The sequence below is a fragment of the Flectobacillus sp. BAB-3569 genome (assembly GCF_002270355.1).
In the GTDB taxonomy this organism is placed as follows: Bacteria; Bacteroidota; Bacteroidia; order Cytophagales; family Spirosomataceae; genus Flectobacillus; species Flectobacillus roseus.
The window spans coordinates 1-16173 of record NZ_NJFZ01000019.1 but is presented as its reverse complement, the minus strand read 5'-3'; the positions used below and the strand labels follow the sequence as shown (position 1 = coordinate 16173).

Sequence of the window (16173 nt, the reverse complement as noted above, 5' to 3'; positions counted from 1 at the left end):
TAAGTATTTCCGATGAATGATGAATTGCAATAATTCACAATTCATCATTCACAACTCACCATTAAAAAACTACGGTTTCACATTTTTCACGCTCACAACACTGTTCAAATACTCTTCGATATTGGTGTAACCGTCTTTATTGCGGTCTTTGCTGGCGTCGTTGGCATCTTTAGGATTCAAACCATTTTTGATTTCCCAAGCGTCTGGCATACCATCATTGTCTGAATCTTTGTAAGGAGTACCCTTGTATTCTGGATAACCACCAACTTGACTAATGTCTGTGATGATACCGTTTTTGTAAGAATCAATTGGCAAACGACGGTGTTTAAATTGCGTTTCTGGTAATTTTACGTTTGGTGTAATGGTAATTTTACCTGTTCTTACCTGCTCGATTACTCGTGCATCTACAGCGTCACGTTTTGGAAGCGTCGCACCTGCATTGGCCAAAACATAATCATGAGCTGTTTTGGTTGGCAAAATTGTCAATTTTGGCATTGGTAAAGGTTTATTCCAACGAATAGAATCGGTGTATTTACCTGCATTTGGCAAATCTTCAACCTGTACCCCGCCATCCCAGTTATTTTTGGTTACTCGCTCATTGCCTTCCATGATGTTTCCATCTACGTAAGCACGACCAAACGTAAGATATTTTAATTTACTTCTACCCGACTCTGGTTTTAAGATACGATGTCCGATAGAGGTATTTTTAGGAGTTTCAGGGCCTGGCTTAAAGTAGTTGTTGATAATATTGTACATAGCACGATAATCACCCCCATCAATCGAACGATGTACCCAGTTGAATACTACGTTGTTAACAAAATTGAAAATACCAAACCAACCAATTGAAGGGTTACGTCCTGCATTGTCTGCCCAAAGGTTACGCATGAAGGTACAGTTTTCGCCACCAAGCGTACTACCAAAAGCATGGTTCCAAGTATCTAAAGCTTCTGAGAAAATCGAGTTTTGGATTGTGATATTTACCGTAGGCAATTTATCTTCAATTTTACCTGTGCTATCATTGTACATGTGACGGTACATCGACATATTTTCGTCCAAGCCCCAACTTGCTGATACGTGGTCAATCATAATATTACCAATCGGGTTACCTCCGATAGAGTCATCACGACGACCTACGTTGGTTTCGCCACGACGGAAACGCATATAACGAATCACCACGTCGTGGGTATTAATCCAAACCGACTCACCTGCTACACAAACGCCATCTCCAGGGGCTGTTTGACCTGCAATTGTGATGTATGGTGCACGAATAATCAAAGGTCTTTTCAAACGAATGATCCCCGAAACGTTGAAAACAACCATTCTGGCACCACCTTGTTCGCAAGCCCAACGCAATGAACCAACTCCGTCATCTTCAAGACTTGTCACCACATATACTTTACCACCACGACCGCCAAATGAATATGCACCACCACCCTCAGCACCTGGAAAAGCAGGAATATCAGCTTGTGGCAAATCAATTGGACGAGCTGCCCAAGGAATATAAGGTTTTCCTGCTTTAGCTTCTTTCTGAATAATAGGCAATGCTTTTTGCCAAGCAATATCAGACAAACGTGTTGTCTCTTTCATCAACTCATCACTTTCTTTCTTGATATCGTCAGGAATCGATGGGTATTGAGCCTTCGATACTTCTTGTTGTAATACCACAAGACCTAGCGCAATTAGTGCGTTTAACAGCAGTTTTTTCATGTATCAGTTTTTAATTATTGCTTATAGTTGAAAGGTTTTGTCAGTTATATCTATACAAATAATTACGTTTCAAAACCTCTAGTCTTTCTTTAGTCCTTCTCCAACTAAATAAAACACTACTTGATGAGTCAAAATTACAAGGATTCCCTTGGGTCATGATATACAATTTTCTCAATAAATTATAGGATTTTGTCTTTGTACTATTTTGAGAATATTTATGTTGATTTAAACCTATGTTTACACAATATTTTAGACCCTTCCTACGCTATAGTTAATTTTCTATTGTATCATTTTGACAGTGACTACTACCCTACAGACCCTCATAGATTCATTTAAAGGATTTCTAATGAAAATATATTTCTATGGATTTTAAGAAAAATCTGTGAATAAATCGGCAATGTAATACGCTTTTAGTTCGATTTCTTTGTGTTCGACCTATACAATAAGGAACTTATCGTAAAGAGTGAAATTTATATCCTAAGATAAAAACCTATAAAAATATGCAATTGCTCCTATCTTAAAAATAGCAAACGAAACCTTGGTATTTGTAGATATATACCCAGATAAAATGGTACAAAAGTTTGGAAAAATGGTACATAAAAATGGCGATATATGCCAATACCTTTGTATTGGATAGTAATATCCTATAAGGAATCCCCATTTTAATTCAGCAAATTGACTGACATGTATAAAATAATATCCATTTGCTTTTGCGTATTTAGCCTCTATGCTCAGTGTTTTTCCCAAAATACAGGTCGAACCATCTCTAACTTTAATGATAATTGGAAATTTGTTCATGCCGATATAAAAGAAGCACAAAGTCCTAGTTTCAATGACCAAGCATGGCGAGTGCTCTCACTACCGCATGATTGGAGTATCGAAGGTCCGTTTGGTGCTAACCATCTGACTACCAACCAAGGGGGAGCACTACCGACGGGTATTGGTTGGTATCGCAAAACTTTTAATCTTCCACAAACTGCCAAAGACCGAAAAGTTTATATAGAATTTGATGGCATTTACAGAAATAGCCAAGTGTGGATTAATGGGCATTTTCTAGGAAAAAGACCCTTTGGCTATAATTCTTTTCGTTACGAACTAACTCCTTTTTTACTGCCTAAAAATAATATCATAGCCGTAAAGGTGGATAATAGCGAACAATCTAATACGCGTTGGTATTCGGGGTCAGGTATTTACAGAAATGTAAGATTGGTCATTACCTCGCCAATAGCGATTGATTATCAAGGTGTTTTTGTTAGTACGCCCAATGTGAGGGAAAATGTTGCAGATATAAAGGTACAAACGACGCTCCGTAACTCGACAAATCAGCAATCAGCATTGGAGATTCGTCAGAGTATCATAGACAATTCGGGGAAAATACTGCTTTCTAAACAAGAAAGAGTTTCTCTGTCAAAGGATTCCTTACAAAATTTTACCCAAAATCTTACCTTACAACAACCACAACTTTGGACGCTCGATAAGCCTTATTTATACCAAGTTAAAACAGAGATTCTTCAAAAAAATCAAGTGGTTGACACCCAGCTTAGTCCTTTAGGAATACGAACATTTAAGTTTGATCCAGCTACAGGATTTTACTTAAATGGCGTTCCTACCAAAATACTGGGCGTTTGCCAGCATCATGATTTAGGTGCTTTGGGTGCGGCGGTCAATGTGCGTGCGATGGAGCGACAACTTGAAATTCTAAAAGCTATGGGCTGTAATGGTATCCGTATGTCTCATAATCCTCCTGCTCCTGAACTATTAGATTTATGTGACAAAATGGGTTTTATTGTCATGGATGAGGCTTTTGATATGTGGAAAAAGAAGAAATCTAAAAAAGACTACGGACAATATTTTGAAGAATGGCATGCTCGTGACTTGGAAGCCATGGTTAAACGTGACCGCAATCACCCTTCGATTTTTGTATGGAGTATTGGCAACGAAATTCGTGAACAATTTGATAGCACTGGCAGAACCTACGCCAAAGAACTAGCAGGAATTGTTAAAAAATTTGATACCACCAGACCTATCACTTCGGCACTAACTGAAAATGAACCAGATAAGAACCATATTTTCCAATCAGGAGCTTTGGATGTTCTTGGTTTTAATTATAAACATGAAGCCTATTCGGAATTTCCGAAACGCTTTCCGAACCACAGTATCATCGCTACCGAAACGGCATCGGCATTAGAAACCAGAGGACAATACGATATGCCAAAAGCAGGTATTCAACTTTGGCCAAAAGATAGTAAAAGCCCCTTAGTGGAAGGTAATGCCGACTGGACAGCACCTGCCTACGATAACGTGGCAGCCTATTGGGGCACCACACACGAAGAATCTTGGAAGGCTGTCAAAAATGCGCCACATGTGGCTGGGCTATATGTGTGGACAGGCTTTGATTATCTTGGCGAACCACATCCTTACAGCTATCCAGCTCGTAGTTCATACTTCGGTATTATCGATTTGGCGGGATTTCCGAAGGATGTGTATTATATGTATCAAAGCGAATGGACACAAAAGCCTGTGCTTCATCTTTTACCTCATTGGAATTGGAAGGCAGGGCAATCGGTAGAGGTGTGGGCGTATTACAACCAAGCCGATGAGGTTGAGTTATTTGTAAACAATAAATCGCAAGGAATCCGCAAAAAAGGTAAAGATGAACTTCATGTATCTTGGAAAGTGCCATTCGAGGAAGGTTCGTTGAAAGTTATTTCTAGAAAAGCTGGAAAAGAGGTTTTGTCAAAAGAAGTTTTCACCGCTGGAAAAGCACAAAAAATTCGCTTAATAGCTGACCGAAAAGCTATTTCAGCAGACGGACTAGATTTATCTTTTGTAACTGTGGAAATCACTGATGAAAAAGGAAATATCGTACCAGATACCAATTATTTAGTACAATTTTCGGTAGAAGGAAAAGGAAATTTGGTAGGTGTAGACAATGGCTACCAAGCAAGTCTTGAGTCATTTAAAGCTCCTTATCGTAGTGCGTATCATGGCAAATGTTTAGCTATTCTTCAATCCACAAAGCAAGCTGGAAAAATTTCACTTAAGGCAAGTGCGGAAGGTTTGGAATCTTCTGAAATTGAGATTGTTACCAAATAAAATGCTTTAGACATTAGGCTTAAAGCGGGTAAAACGAATTCAATTTTGCCCACTAACTTTTAGATTATCATCAAAAAATATATGTTTAAAAGGCTTATTCTGATAGTATTAGGTTTTGTTTTTTTCAAAACTACAGCACAAAGCTCTTATCAAGTTATTCCTTCACAGAATGCCAAACCATGGGTATTTTGGTATTGGATGCAAGGTGGCGTTTCGAAAGCTGGTATAACCGCCGACCTCGAAGCGATGAAGGAAGTTGGTATTGGCGGAGCCTATCTCATGCCCATCAAAGGTCCTGCGAATCCAGCTGTATATACACCTGCGATACAACAGCTCACACCTGAGTGGTGGGAAATGGTTCGTTTTTCGATGTCCGAAGCCAAAAGATTAGGTTTGCAGATGGGCATGCACGTGAGCGATGGATTCGCTTTGGCAGGTGGTCCGTGGATTCGTCCTGAGCAGTCTATGCAAAAAGTAGTATCTGCTTCGGTACATGTGTTAGGTGGAAAAGCGATTCAACAAAAATTGCCATTACCTCCTACTAAGGAAAACTATTATGAAGAAATTGCCGTATTAGCGTATCCACGTTTGGCGGAAGATACGCTTTCTACTTTGTCTATAAAACCTTCAATTACAAGTAGTTTACCTAGTAATTCTGGACAGCAATTAATCAAGTTTGGCAATAAAGAGAGTTTTAAAACTGATACAAAAGCATGGTTTCAATATGCGTTTGACAAGCCTTTTACTTGTCGTTCAATCTATATTCGAACAGGAGGCAATACGTATCAGGCGCATCGTTTGGTTGTTGAGGTGAGTAATGATGGTATCAATTTTAGAAAAGTTACCCAACTAGAGCCACCTCGTCATGGTTGGCAAGATACGGACTCGGATGTAACGCATGCTATTCCGACCACTACTGCGAAATATTTTCGTTTTGTTTATGATAAAAATGGCTCAGAACCTGGCGCAGAAGATTTGGATGCGGCCAAATGGAAACCATCATTAAAGCTGTTGGAACTCCAACTTTTTGCTGCTCCAAAGATTCATCAATATGAAAGTAAAACAGGTGAAATTTGGAGAATGAGCAAACAAAGTTCTCCTGAGCAATTAACTGATAATCTGTGTATTTCGAGTAACAAAATTGTAGATATTACCAAATTTGTCGATAAAAATGGAGTTATCAATTGGAACGCTCCCAAAGGACTTTGGACGATTGTAAGAATTGGACATACTTCTACGGGACATACCAATGCAACTGCTGGGGCGGGAAAGGGACTAGAATGTGATAAGTTTAGTGAAGAAGCTGTAAAAGTTCAGTTTGATAACTGGTTTGGAGAAGCTCAAAAGCAAATTGGACCAGTGTTGAGCAAGGAAGTTTTACGATATTTCCACGTAGATAGTTGGGAATGTGGTAGTCAAAATTGGTCAAAGAATTTTGCACCAGAATTTTCAAAACGTCGTGGCTATTCTTTAATGCCTTATTTGTTGGTTTATACTGGAACTCCCGTGCAAAGTCGTCGTGTATCCGAGCAAGTTTTATTTGACATTCGTCAAACGATTGTGGATTTGGTTTTGGAAAAATTTTATGGAACCTTACGCAAAATCACTACCGAAAAAGGCTTGATTTTCACGGCTGAAAGTATTGCGCCGACCATGATGAGCGACGGTCTGGCTCACTATAAATTAGTGGATATTGCAATGGGCGAATTTTGGTTGAATAGCCCCACCCACGATAAGCCCAACGACATGTTGGATGCTATTTCGGCAGCTCATATTTACGGGAAAAATATCATTCAAGCAGAAGGTTTTACGACAGTCCGCATGGCGTGGAACGAACATCCTGCCATGTTAAAAACACTTCAAGATAGAAATTATGCACTTGGAATCAACAAGTTAGTCTATCATGTTTTTACTCATAATCCTTGGATTAACAAACAACCGGGGATGACTTTAGACGGTGTGGGATTGTATTTTCAACGAAATCAAACATGGTGGAAACCTGCAAAAGCTTGGGTAGATTATGCCACTCGTTGTCAGGAATTATTACAACAAGGCAAGCCTGTGGCAGATATAGCCGTATTTTCTGGCGACGATTTACCAAGACGCTCGGTATTGCCTGATAGATTGGTTGGTACGTTGACTGGTTTATTCGGTTCGGAAAAAGTCGCTCAAGAACAAAAGCGTTTAGCAAACGAAGGTCAACCTATGCGTCAGATGCCAGCGGGAGTTGGTAACTCAGCCAACATGGCAGATGCCGACCAATGGGTCAATCCGCTTCGAGGTTATGCCTACGATTCGTTTAGTCCAGATGCTTTAAAAAGTGCCAAAGTAATCAATGGAAAAGTGAGTTTTGCTGACGGGAATAGCTATGCTTTATTGGTTTTGCCAAGAGCTTTAAAATTGAGTCCGAATACTAATGCTACTTCGGAAACAAGTTTACAAAAATTACTTCAACTCATTCGAGCAGGCGCAAATGTAGTAATCAGCGAAAGACCAGAAGTTAGTTTTAGTAAAAGTAATGCTCCCAATTTGCCTGCATTAATCGAACAAATTTGGGGTGGTGATTTTCAAGGAGTTAATGGTTTTCAAGTAAAAAATGTAGGAAAAGGGAAAGTTATTTTTTCACCCATAATTCCTGAAAATTTACAAGCATTAGGCATCAAGCGAGATGTAGAGGTGTTAGAATCCTCAGGAAAATATGCGACAGATATTGCTTGGACGCACCGTAAAGAGGCTCAGAAAGAAATCTATTTCCTTGCCAATCAGCAGAATACAGCTCGAACATTAACCTATCACTTGCGCATGGAAATGCCATATCTTCAAAGCTATAATCCTGTGACAGATACTTGGAATACCTTGGAAGCGAAAAAGCAAAATGGAATAAGTTCCTTAAGTATTAGTCTACCTCCCAATGGTTCAATTTTTATTATCGGTAGCAAAAAAGCATTGACAAGTAATAAATCTGTTGGGGATTTACAAAAAATACAAAGTTTTGAGGGTTCGTGGCAGGTGAATTTTGAAAAAGAAAAAGGAGGGCCAAGTTCTGCACAGATATTCAATTTTTTAACGGATTGGAGTGCAGATACAGATACTTTGATTAAATACTACTCAGGAACAGCCACTTATACCAAAAGCTTTGACTGGAATGGAAACAATTCTTCAGCAATTTGGTTAGATTTAGGTGAGGTCGCCAATATTGCGTTGGTAAGACTCAACGGAAAAGATTGTGGAGTTGCCTGGACAGCACCATTTAGAGTTGATATATCGAAAGCGTTGGTGAAGGGGAAAAATACAGTCGAAATTGAGGTAAGTAATACGTGGCATAACCGTTTGATTGGTGATAATCATTTACCACAAAATCAGCGTGTAACTTTTACCACAGCGCCGTTTCGATTAGAAGGACGCCCCTTAGAAAAAGCGGGGCTTTTGGGACCTGTTGAGATTTTATCAGAAAAGTAAAAAATTGGAAGAGACAAAGATTCATTAATTAATTTGGGGATAGTTAGATTTAGGCGTTGCAATGCAACGCCTAAAATTTTGGTTCTTAGTTGATAGGAAAATATCTTTCCAACCATACCTTAGCCAATTCCACATCATTGTAAGTCAAATTATGGCTAGTTGGCAAAGCATGATGTTCCACCTCAAATCCTTGTTCTTTTAAGATTTCCAAATACGTTGAAGTATCTTTTGGCGGAACGGTTGGGTCATGTTTGCCATTCGAAAAGAACACCGGAACTTGCTGTGCTTTTTCGGTTAATACTGGTTCTTGAAAAGGCAACATAGGTCTAAACAATATCGCTCCATCAAAAAAATCTGGATATTTTAAAAGGGTTGCTCCAGCAATATTGGCTCCGTTTGAATAGCCTAAAGCGACAATTTTGGCGTTTTCTAAGTGATTTTCTTGCAAAACTTTTTCAATAAAAGCCTTCATTTCATCGGTACGAAAAGCCAAATCTTTTTCATCAAAAACTCCCATTCTGACTCTTCTGAAAAAACGTGGCATACCGCCTTCGTTTACATTTCCTCTTAAACTTAATAAATGAAAATCTTTGGTTATATCTTTTGCCAAAGGTATCAAATCTTGTTCGTCGCCACCTGTTCCGTGCAAGAGGACAAGCACAGGAGCATTAGGATTTTTTGACAACTCAAGTATATATTTCAATGGTTGAAAGTCCATGATAAATCGTGTTTAAATGTTAGAATAAACTATGGGCTTTTCTGCAAAACCCTTTACTCAAAAGCCCATAGTCCAAATCCTTACGCTAATACTGGCAAAGCTTTTTCGATACGCTCACGTTGTCCTTCGTATCTTGAAGGCAACATCAAATGTTGTCCTAATTCAGATTCATCTTCGTCGATGTCAAAACCTGGGTTATCCGTTGCAATTTCGAATAAAACACCTCCTGGTTCTCTGAAATACAAAGAATGGAAATATTGACGGTCGATTTGCTCAGTGATATTCAAGCCCAAGGCTACGATTTTCTCACGCATTTTCATTAAATCACCATCGTTACTTACTCTAAAAGCAACATGGTGAATGATACCTCCTGCCACAATACCTCTCGATTCGTTTGGCAATTCAACCAAATCAACTTTAGACGTCAAGCCATCTTTTGTCATGGTATAGCGAGTGCGATTACCTTCTTTTTTCTCCAACTCATACCCAAAAACATCTGTCAATATAGACGCTGTTGGTGCTATGTTGTTGAGCGTAAGCGTTACTGCATAAATGCTGTTGAGCGCATATTCAGGTTTTACGCCATACACTTCTGGCAAAGTATCTTGAGGAATATCAGTCTCAATCAATTCGACTTTTAAACCATCTGGATCAAGGAAAGCAATATATCTTTCGCCAAATTTTAATGAAGGTTTACTGTAAAATACATTGTTGTCATCCAATCTTTTTACCCAAAAATCTAAACTACCTTTTGGTACAGAATAGCTTACTTCTGTTGCCATACCTGCTCCTTTAAGACCTCTTTTTACACGATCTCCCCAAGGAAAAAATGTTAATACTGAGCCTAAATCTGCGTTGGCATTGGCAAAGTAAAAATGGTAAGTATGAGGGTCATCAAAGTTGACAGTCTTTTTGATAAGACGTAATCCTAATACTTCTGTATAAAAATGAAGATTGCGTTTTGCATCACCTGCGATAGCTGTTACATGGTGCATGCCTTTGATGTATGATTCCATAATGAATAAGTCGTTTAGTAATTGTTGTTTGATGATTCAAAATTACTAGCTCATTCAGGGCTGTGCATTGATGTATGATAAGTAATGAGTGAAGAGGAGAATCTTATGAGTTTTGAGTTTGAAGTGATGAGTTTGGAGTTGTCCTTTGTCCTTGCCTAAAATAGGTTGCCCTCAATGTTTGAGTTATAGAGGCAATGTAAATACATTACTGGTTCGAGACTTTGTCTTAAACTAGTAACAGTTTTATCTATTAGGTAGGGGCAACCCTTGCGGTTGTCCCACTCAATATGGCAACCGCAAGGGTTGCCCCTACACCAATTTTATTTTTATAAAAAAGCCCAAGATTACTAGTTCGAGACTTTGTCTCGGACTAGTTTTTTTTCAGTTTATAAACTGTGTAAAAAATAAGTCCAAGATTAAATCTTGAACTAGTAAAAGCTCATTTTCAAATTTTCAAATCACCAAATTTTCAAATCCCCTTCGTTACCAATACTTTTCTAACTCGACTAAGAGATTCAGGGGTGATGCCTAAATAAGACGCAATCATTGTTTGTGGAATACGATGAACGAGGTTAGGGTACATTTTGATAAAATCCAAATAGCGAGTTTCGGCTTGAGCTGCCAATAGCAAATTGATACGTTTTTGCATAAATCTGATAGAGTTATGCAAAATTTTAGTTTGCCAAGGAGCAAATTCAGGAATCAAAAGGGCAGCTTTATCATAGAATTTACGAGAAATCTGTACCAAATCTGTATCCTCTAAAGTTTCTACATAAAACAAGGAAGGTTCACAAAAGTAAAAGCTATTTTTATCGTTGACCCACCAATGTTCTGGGGCAAAAAATATCGCGTGTTCCTTTCCTTGATGGTCGATAGTATAAGCGCGAATCAAGCCATGACAAACAAAAAATGTAGAGTCATCAATAGTGTCTTGCTCGATAAGAACGGTATTTTTCTTGATATGCTTAACAGTCAACTCTGAAGAAAGTTGCTCAAATTGTTCATTAGTAATGGAGATATACTTTTGTAAATATTCTTTAAAAATGTCTTTCATGAAAGTTTTGGATCAATATGGCTTGAAGAGATAAGTCAAATACTGCACAAAAATACATCCTAAAAGGTTTTGCTATAAAAAAAGGGGGTATAAAGTTTTCTTCGTTGCGTAGTTTTTAGAGAGGGACAAAGGCACAAGTTTTATAGGCACAAAGGGAAAAATTATGGAGATAGAATCTTCTACACTTTGTGCCTTTGCTCCTTTGTGCCTTGTTTCAAAGTTTGAATAGTCATTAAGGTAAAGCCTCTATTCTAAACCAATCTACATCAGCATATCCTGAGTCGTTGATTTGGGTGGTTCTGGTACAAAACAAACCAATTTTGGCGCCAATCCAATGTCCTACGACCGCTTGGAAAGGCTCTCCCATATTTTTAAAAGTTTGTCCATCAAGACTGTAGCTAAATTGACAACGGGCTTTATCCAAAACCTTAACTCTCAAATACACTGGCGTATTAGCTGGAATAGGGGTTTCTACGACAGTTTCAATTTCTGGCTTGCCTTCAGATGCCTTTTGAGATTCGCCATAAATCAAAAAGACTCCTTCTTTACCCTTACTTTTGAGACCAATATGAGCATAGCTTTTTCCTAAAATAATTAACCCTACCTTCTCATTCTCAAGCTTTTGATTGGGAGTAAATACCAGTTTAGTTGTAGCCGTAAATTTCTCAGTTGGGAATTTTTGTAATAAAATATTGGGTACTTCCCAGTTATTTTTAGCATTATCAGGGACTTTCTGCGAGTACAATCGTAGACTTCCTTTGTTTGTCAAACTATGCCAAATGCCTTTAGGATTTGCCTGCCATTGCCATTGTAAACCAAGTGTATTACCCTCAAATTCATCCGATTCGGCTGGGGTGACGATTGGATACGTTTTGCCCACATTAGGTTTTCGATACGTCATAACAGGCTCGCCGATACCATCACCATCGGGGTCATTACCTATTACTGGCCAATCTTTTACCCATTTCATAGGCTGAAGGTGTACCACACGACCATATACGTCCTTGTCTTGGAAATGCAAAAACCAATCTTCTCCCGTTGGCGTGTCTACCCAAGCTCCTTGATGTGGTCCATTGACAGGGCTATTCCCTTGATTCATGACCACCTTTCTTTCGTATGGACCATATACATTTTTGGAACGAAGCACCAATTGCCAACCCGTAGAAACTCCACCAGCAGGAGCAAAAATATAGTAGTAACCATTTCGCTTATAAAACTTGGGGCCTTCCACTGTCGGGTCGGTTTCATGACCGTCAAATACTATTTTACCCTCATCGGTAACTTTAGTACCTTCAGCATTCATTTTCTTGATAGTCAGCACACTTTTAATTCCTGAACGACTACCTGCCCAACCATGAACCAAATATGCCTGTCCGTCAGTATCCCAAAACGGACAAGGGTCTATAAGACCTTTGCCTTCTTCTACCAAAATAGGCTCAGACCAAGGACCAGTAGGGTTTTTAGCTTTGGTCAAATAAATCCCAAAATCAGGATCAGGATAATAAATCCAAAATTCACCAGCATGATATCGAATCGCAGGAGCCCAAACGCCATTGCCATGTTGAGTTTTTGAAAAATGTTCGAAGGGAGGCTGACGCTTCAGCGCATGACCAATGATAGACCAGTTGACTAAGTCCTTTGAATGCAAAATAGGCAAGCCCGGAACAGCATCGAAACTGGAAGCAATCATATAGAAATCACTACCCACACGACAAGCATCAGGGTCAGAATAATCAGCATCAATCACAGGATTTTTGTATTGTCCATTTCCCAAGTCAGAAACCCATACTTTGGATACTGTCGATATATTTTGTGCCTGTGTACTTAATGAAAACCCTATTAAAGAAAGGGCTAAAAATTTACCAAATGATTTCATAAATATCTTATTATGAGAAAAATGTAAAGTCTTAAGTGTCATGAATAAGTGATTGCCTTTATTTAACAACATACGATTTTGAATATATTCGATTAAACACTCCGCATTCACCACTCCAAACTCGTCACTCCTCTCTGTTCCACCAATTTTTGATTGGTTCTTTTGTACCAAAAATATTTTCTAATGTATAAATTCGTAGTTCTTTCTTACTTAACTGACGACTCCAAGCGACTCTTTTACTAGGGTTTGCGCCTTCGCCTGTAGATTGATATTCGGCATAAAGTACTGTTTTTTCATTTGCTGGATTACCCCAATTATTCCAACCAATAGGCAAAATATGACTACCTATTTCGGTACGAATGAAAACTGTTTTACAAGCTGGACGCCACGGACGACCCAGAAATACTTTTTTCGCTGTAGAGTCAGCAGTGAGTTTACAATCAAAAAAGACAAAGCCAAAAGGCTGATAATCAGGCGTTGCTGCCGCGGTGATATAAGAATCAGATAGACTTTTTAGCGTACATGATTGAAAAACAACAATCGCTTTACCAAACAGATAATCCGTAGTTCCTTCAATTTGACAATTGACATAAAATTGACGAGTACCTTCTCTGGCAGCATAAAGCGTGTCTTGATTTCCCAAAAGAGTACAATTTTTACAAACAAATCTATCTCCTTCCACATGCAAAGCCACTGCTTGTCCCACACGACCTGCACTATTAACAATGGTCAGATTTTCGAGTACAATATCAGGCGCATCCACCAAAAGCGTGTACGAATTATAGGTGCTAAACTGCGTTTTGCCCACAGCATCCTTTTGCCCGTTGGGGTAGTTTTTGCCCGAATAATCTCCGTTTGTAATCACTACGCCCTCACGACTTTCGCCTACAAGATGTAAATTGGGCTTATTTGCTGGAATAGTTACCTTTTCGTGATAAGTACCATTTTTGATAAATAGTATTACCCTTTGCTGGGAATGGTCCCGAAAAGCCATAATTGCCTCTTGGATACTTTTAAAGTCGCCCGAACCATCTAAAGCAACCGTAAATTTGGTCGGATAAGTTGTTGTTTTTTGAGCTATCACCACCGATAAACTCAAAAAAACAGAAACATTGAAATGAGACTTTTTTTCATTTTTTAGGAAAATATTAAATGCATAATTCCATCTCAACTAGCTAGAAATGATATTTTATTCTTTGAACAGGCTATAAATAACCCACACATAATCATCTGATTAAGTAGAATTTTGAGGAATACAGATTAACCTAGTTTGTACCTCTATTTTTTTCGGAGAAATAGAAAATGCTATGGAAGAATTACAAGTTTTTTTGTAATTATAAATAGGTTTACGGTTCGAAATTGAGACATAAGTTCGGTGCACACAAATATTGTTTTTGATTTTTTTACGCAATCGTTACCGGCAACGTTGCCAAAAGATCAGACGAGTGTATTTAAAATGCAATCGGTTTAATTTTTATCAAAAATGTATGTTTTTCTCTAAGTATATTTTTAAATTGCCTTACTTTTAAGATAAATCTAAGTTAATATTGTACCTTTCTAATTCTAATTTTATATTCATGCTCGATGAATCCACATACTTGCAGCTTTGGCAAAAGGTCATCAAAGGAGATAGAAAAGCCTTTGAAAGGCTATTTGATGCACCTGGCAAAGGATGCCAGTTATGTCAATGTAGTTCGCTCAAGAGCGGCACTTCCTGGACAAACATCCGCTATGCAAGTCAAAGCAAGTGATATGACTTTAGATTTTATTCTTGACGAAAGAGCTAGAGAGTTTGTAGGCGAACAACTTCGTTGGTTTGATTTAAAACGTACAGGCAAACTCATTGAACGTGCGACTAAATATAATCCTTTTGCCTCACCAAACATCAAAGCGTACCATACTTTACGCCCTATTCCTCGTGTAGAAATAGATGTACTGCAAAACAAAAGTGAGTTTTTACAAAACCTAGGTGCCTGTTGCACAACTCAAATATATAGAAATAGTCATAGACTTCCATCTTGTTGAGAACCTTTAATTTTACCTTGGAAAATTGCCCCAAAATGTGTATTTTAAAGATATGCAAGGACGCAAAAATCTCCAGCCAAAAATGTATTACCAAGTCAGTCTGGATAGCTTGGTAAGTGCCGATAACTTCTATCGAAAACTCGAAAAAGCACTTGATTTACACTTTCTGTATGCCCGAACAGCACCTTATTATGGAACTGAAGGTCAGGAGTCCATTGACCCTGTCGTGTTTTTCAAGATATTGTTAGTGGGGTATTTGAATAATATTCCTTCCGATAGACGTCTGATGGAATACTGTTCAAATTGTTTGGACATTCGGCTGTTTCTCCAATATGATTTGGACGAAGTTCTTCCTTGGCATAGTACTATTAGCCGTACACGCCAGTTGTATGGCGAAGGAGTATTTTTGGAGTTGTTTCAAATGGTATTGAAGCTGTGTGTCGACAAAGGCATGGTCCGAGGCAAACGTCAGGCGATTGATAGCGTTTTTATTAAAGCCAATGCCAGTATGGACAGTCTGGTTGAAAAAGAGATATTGGAAGATGCCAGCGCTTTTGTTGATGAACTAGAGCAACAAAGCGAGTTTAAGGTGACAAGCACACGCAAAAAGCTAGTTGAACGTCATCACAACTGGAAACGAACTGCATACAAAGACATGCCTGCTAATAATAACAGTGAGAAGTTGGATGAGAATGGGAATTTGATTCGTCCCAAATATGTGTCAAACCATACCCATTATTCACCTACCGATACAGATGCACGCATTAGCGTAAAACCAGGAAAAGCTCGTCAGTTAAACTATTTTGGACAAATAGCAGTCGACGATGCTCATCATGTAATCACTGGTGCATGCGCTGATTTTGCAGACAAACGAGATAGTCAATGTTTAGCCCAAATTCTGGAACTAACAGAAGGGAATTTATCAGAACATGATATTGAATTGGGAGAGATATTAGCTGATGGAGGTTATAGCAGTGGCGAAGCTTTAGCATATTTGGATGCTAAAGGCATCAACGCATGGATACCCAACTTTGGGCAGTACAAACCTCAACGAACAGGCTTTACCTACCATAAAGAGGCAAACTATTACCAATGTACGCAAGAGGGTGGCAAACAAGCAATACTAACCTACAAAGGTGAAAAGACAGACAGCAAAGGCTATACCAAACGTACTWATCGAAGTAGTGAATCAGATTGCAAGGATTGTCCACTTAGAGAACAA

10 protein-coding genes are annotated in these 16173 nt (G+C 38.6%); 4 read left to right on the top strand and 6 right to left on the bottom strand.

Annotation, left to right across the window (positions count from 1 at the left end):
* Positions 1-69: 69 nt before the first annotated feature.
* Entirely contained in the window at positions 70-1707 is a 1638-nt protein-coding gene (locus tag BWI92_RS17600; RefSeq protein ID WP_176464470.1) for a polysaccharide lyase, read from the bottom strand.
* Between the two features lie 684 nt (positions 1708-2391).
* Here BWI92_RS17600 and galB point away from each other — a divergent pair.
* A complete protein-coding gene (galB, locus tag BWI92_RS17595) occupies positions 2392-4803 on the top strand; it encodes a beta-galactosidase GalB (RefSeq protein ID WP_095164897.1) in 2412 nt (803 codons plus the stop codon).
* 81 nt (positions 4804-4884) lie between these two features.
* Positions 4885-8262, top strand: coding sequence for a glycosyl hydrolase (locus tag BWI92_RS17590; RefSeq protein WP_217903439.1), 3378 nt, complete (start codon positions 4885-4887; stop codon positions 8260-8262).
* Positions 8263-8347: 85 nt separating this feature from the next.
* Here the strand turns inward: BWI92_RS17590 and BWI92_RS17585 are convergent, their stop codons facing one another.
* From BWI92_RS17585 to BWI92_RS17565, 5 genes are all read right to left on the bottom strand, one after another.
* Positions 8348-8980 (bottom strand): alpha/beta hydrolase, encoded by a 633-nt coding sequence (locus tag BWI92_RS17585; protein ID WP_095164893.1) that lies wholly within the window; start codon positions 8978-8980, stop codon positions 8348-8350.
* Positions 8981-9060: 80 nt separating this feature from the next.
* The gene (locus BWI92_RS17580) at positions 9061-9996 is read right to left on the bottom strand and encodes a ring-cleaving dioxygenase (protein ID WP_095164891.1); all 936 of its coding nucleotides are present in this window, start codon (positions 9994-9996) and stop codon (positions 9061-9063) included.
* 469 nt (positions 9997-10465) lie between these two features.
* Positions 10466-11050, bottom strand: a complete 585-nt coding sequence (locus BWI92_RS17575) for a Crp/Fnr family transcriptional regulator (protein ID WP_095164890.1) — start codon at positions 11048-11050, stop codon at positions 10466-10468.
* Between the two features lie 232 nt (positions 11051-11282).
* Positions 11283-12926 carry a glycoside hydrolase 43 family protein gene (locus BWI92_RS17570; RefSeq protein WP_095165172.1) on the bottom strand — a complete coding sequence of 548 codons (1644 nt, stop codon included), beginning with the start codon at positions 12924-12926 and terminating at the stop codon, positions 11283-11285.
* Positions 12927-13050: 124 nt separating this feature from the next.
* Entirely contained in the window at positions 13051-14025 is a 975-nt protein-coding gene (locus BWI92_RS17565; RefSeq protein ID WP_095165163.1) for a pectinesterase family protein, read from the bottom strand.
* A 485-nt stretch (positions 14026-14510) separates the two neighbouring features.
* Between BWI92_RS17565 and BWI92_RS17560 the strand changes: the two genes are divergently transcribed.
* Both BWI92_RS17560 and BWI92_RS17555 read left to right on the top strand, forming a co-directional pair.
* Positions 14511-14951 carry a RagB/SusD family nutrient uptake outer membrane protein gene (locus tag BWI92_RS17560; RefSeq protein ID WP_095164888.1) on the top strand — a complete coding sequence of 147 codons (441 nt, stop codon included), beginning with the start codon at positions 14511-14513 and terminating at the stop codon, positions 14949-14951.
* 52 nt (positions 14952-15003) lie between these two features.
* Positions 15004-16173 (top strand): transposase (locus tag BWI92_RS17555; protein WP_095164886.1); only part of this gene is annotated, 1170 nt, incomplete at its 3' end.

What these genes read in the sequence shown, in the direction of transcription:
- BWI92_RS17600 (WP_176464470.1), bottom strand. Translation starts at nt 1,707, where the DNA reads ATGAAAAAACTGCTGTTAAACGCACTAATTGCGCTAGGTCTTGTGGTA.
- galB (WP_095164897.1), top strand. Translation starts at nt 2,392, where the DNA reads ATGTATAAAATAATATCCATTTGCTTTTGCGTATTTAGCCTCTATGCT.
- BWI92_RS17590 (WP_217903439.1), top strand. Translation starts at nt 4,885, where the DNA reads ATGTTTAAAAGGCTTATTCTGATAGTATTAGGTTTTGTTTTTTTCAAA.
- BWI92_RS17585 (WP_095164893.1), bottom strand. Translation starts at nt 8,980, where the DNA reads ATGGACTTTCAACCATTGAAATATATACTTGAGTTGTCAAAAAATCCT.
- BWI92_RS17580 (WP_095164891.1), bottom strand. Translation starts at nt 9,996, where the DNA reads ATGGAATCATACATCAAAGGCATGCACCATGTAACAGCTATCGCAGGT.
- BWI92_RS17575 (WP_095164890.1), bottom strand. Translation starts at nt 11,050, where the DNA reads ATGAAAGACATTTTTAAAGAATATTTACAAAAGTATATCTCCATTACT.
- BWI92_RS17570 (WP_095165172.1), bottom strand. Translation starts at nt 12,926, where the DNA reads ATGAAATCATTTGGTAAATTTTTAGCCCTTTCTTTAATAGGGTTTTCA.
- BWI92_RS17560 (WP_095164888.1), top strand. Translation starts at nt 14,511, where the DNA reads ATGAATCCACATACTTGCAGCTTTGGCAAAAGGTCATCAAAGGAGATA.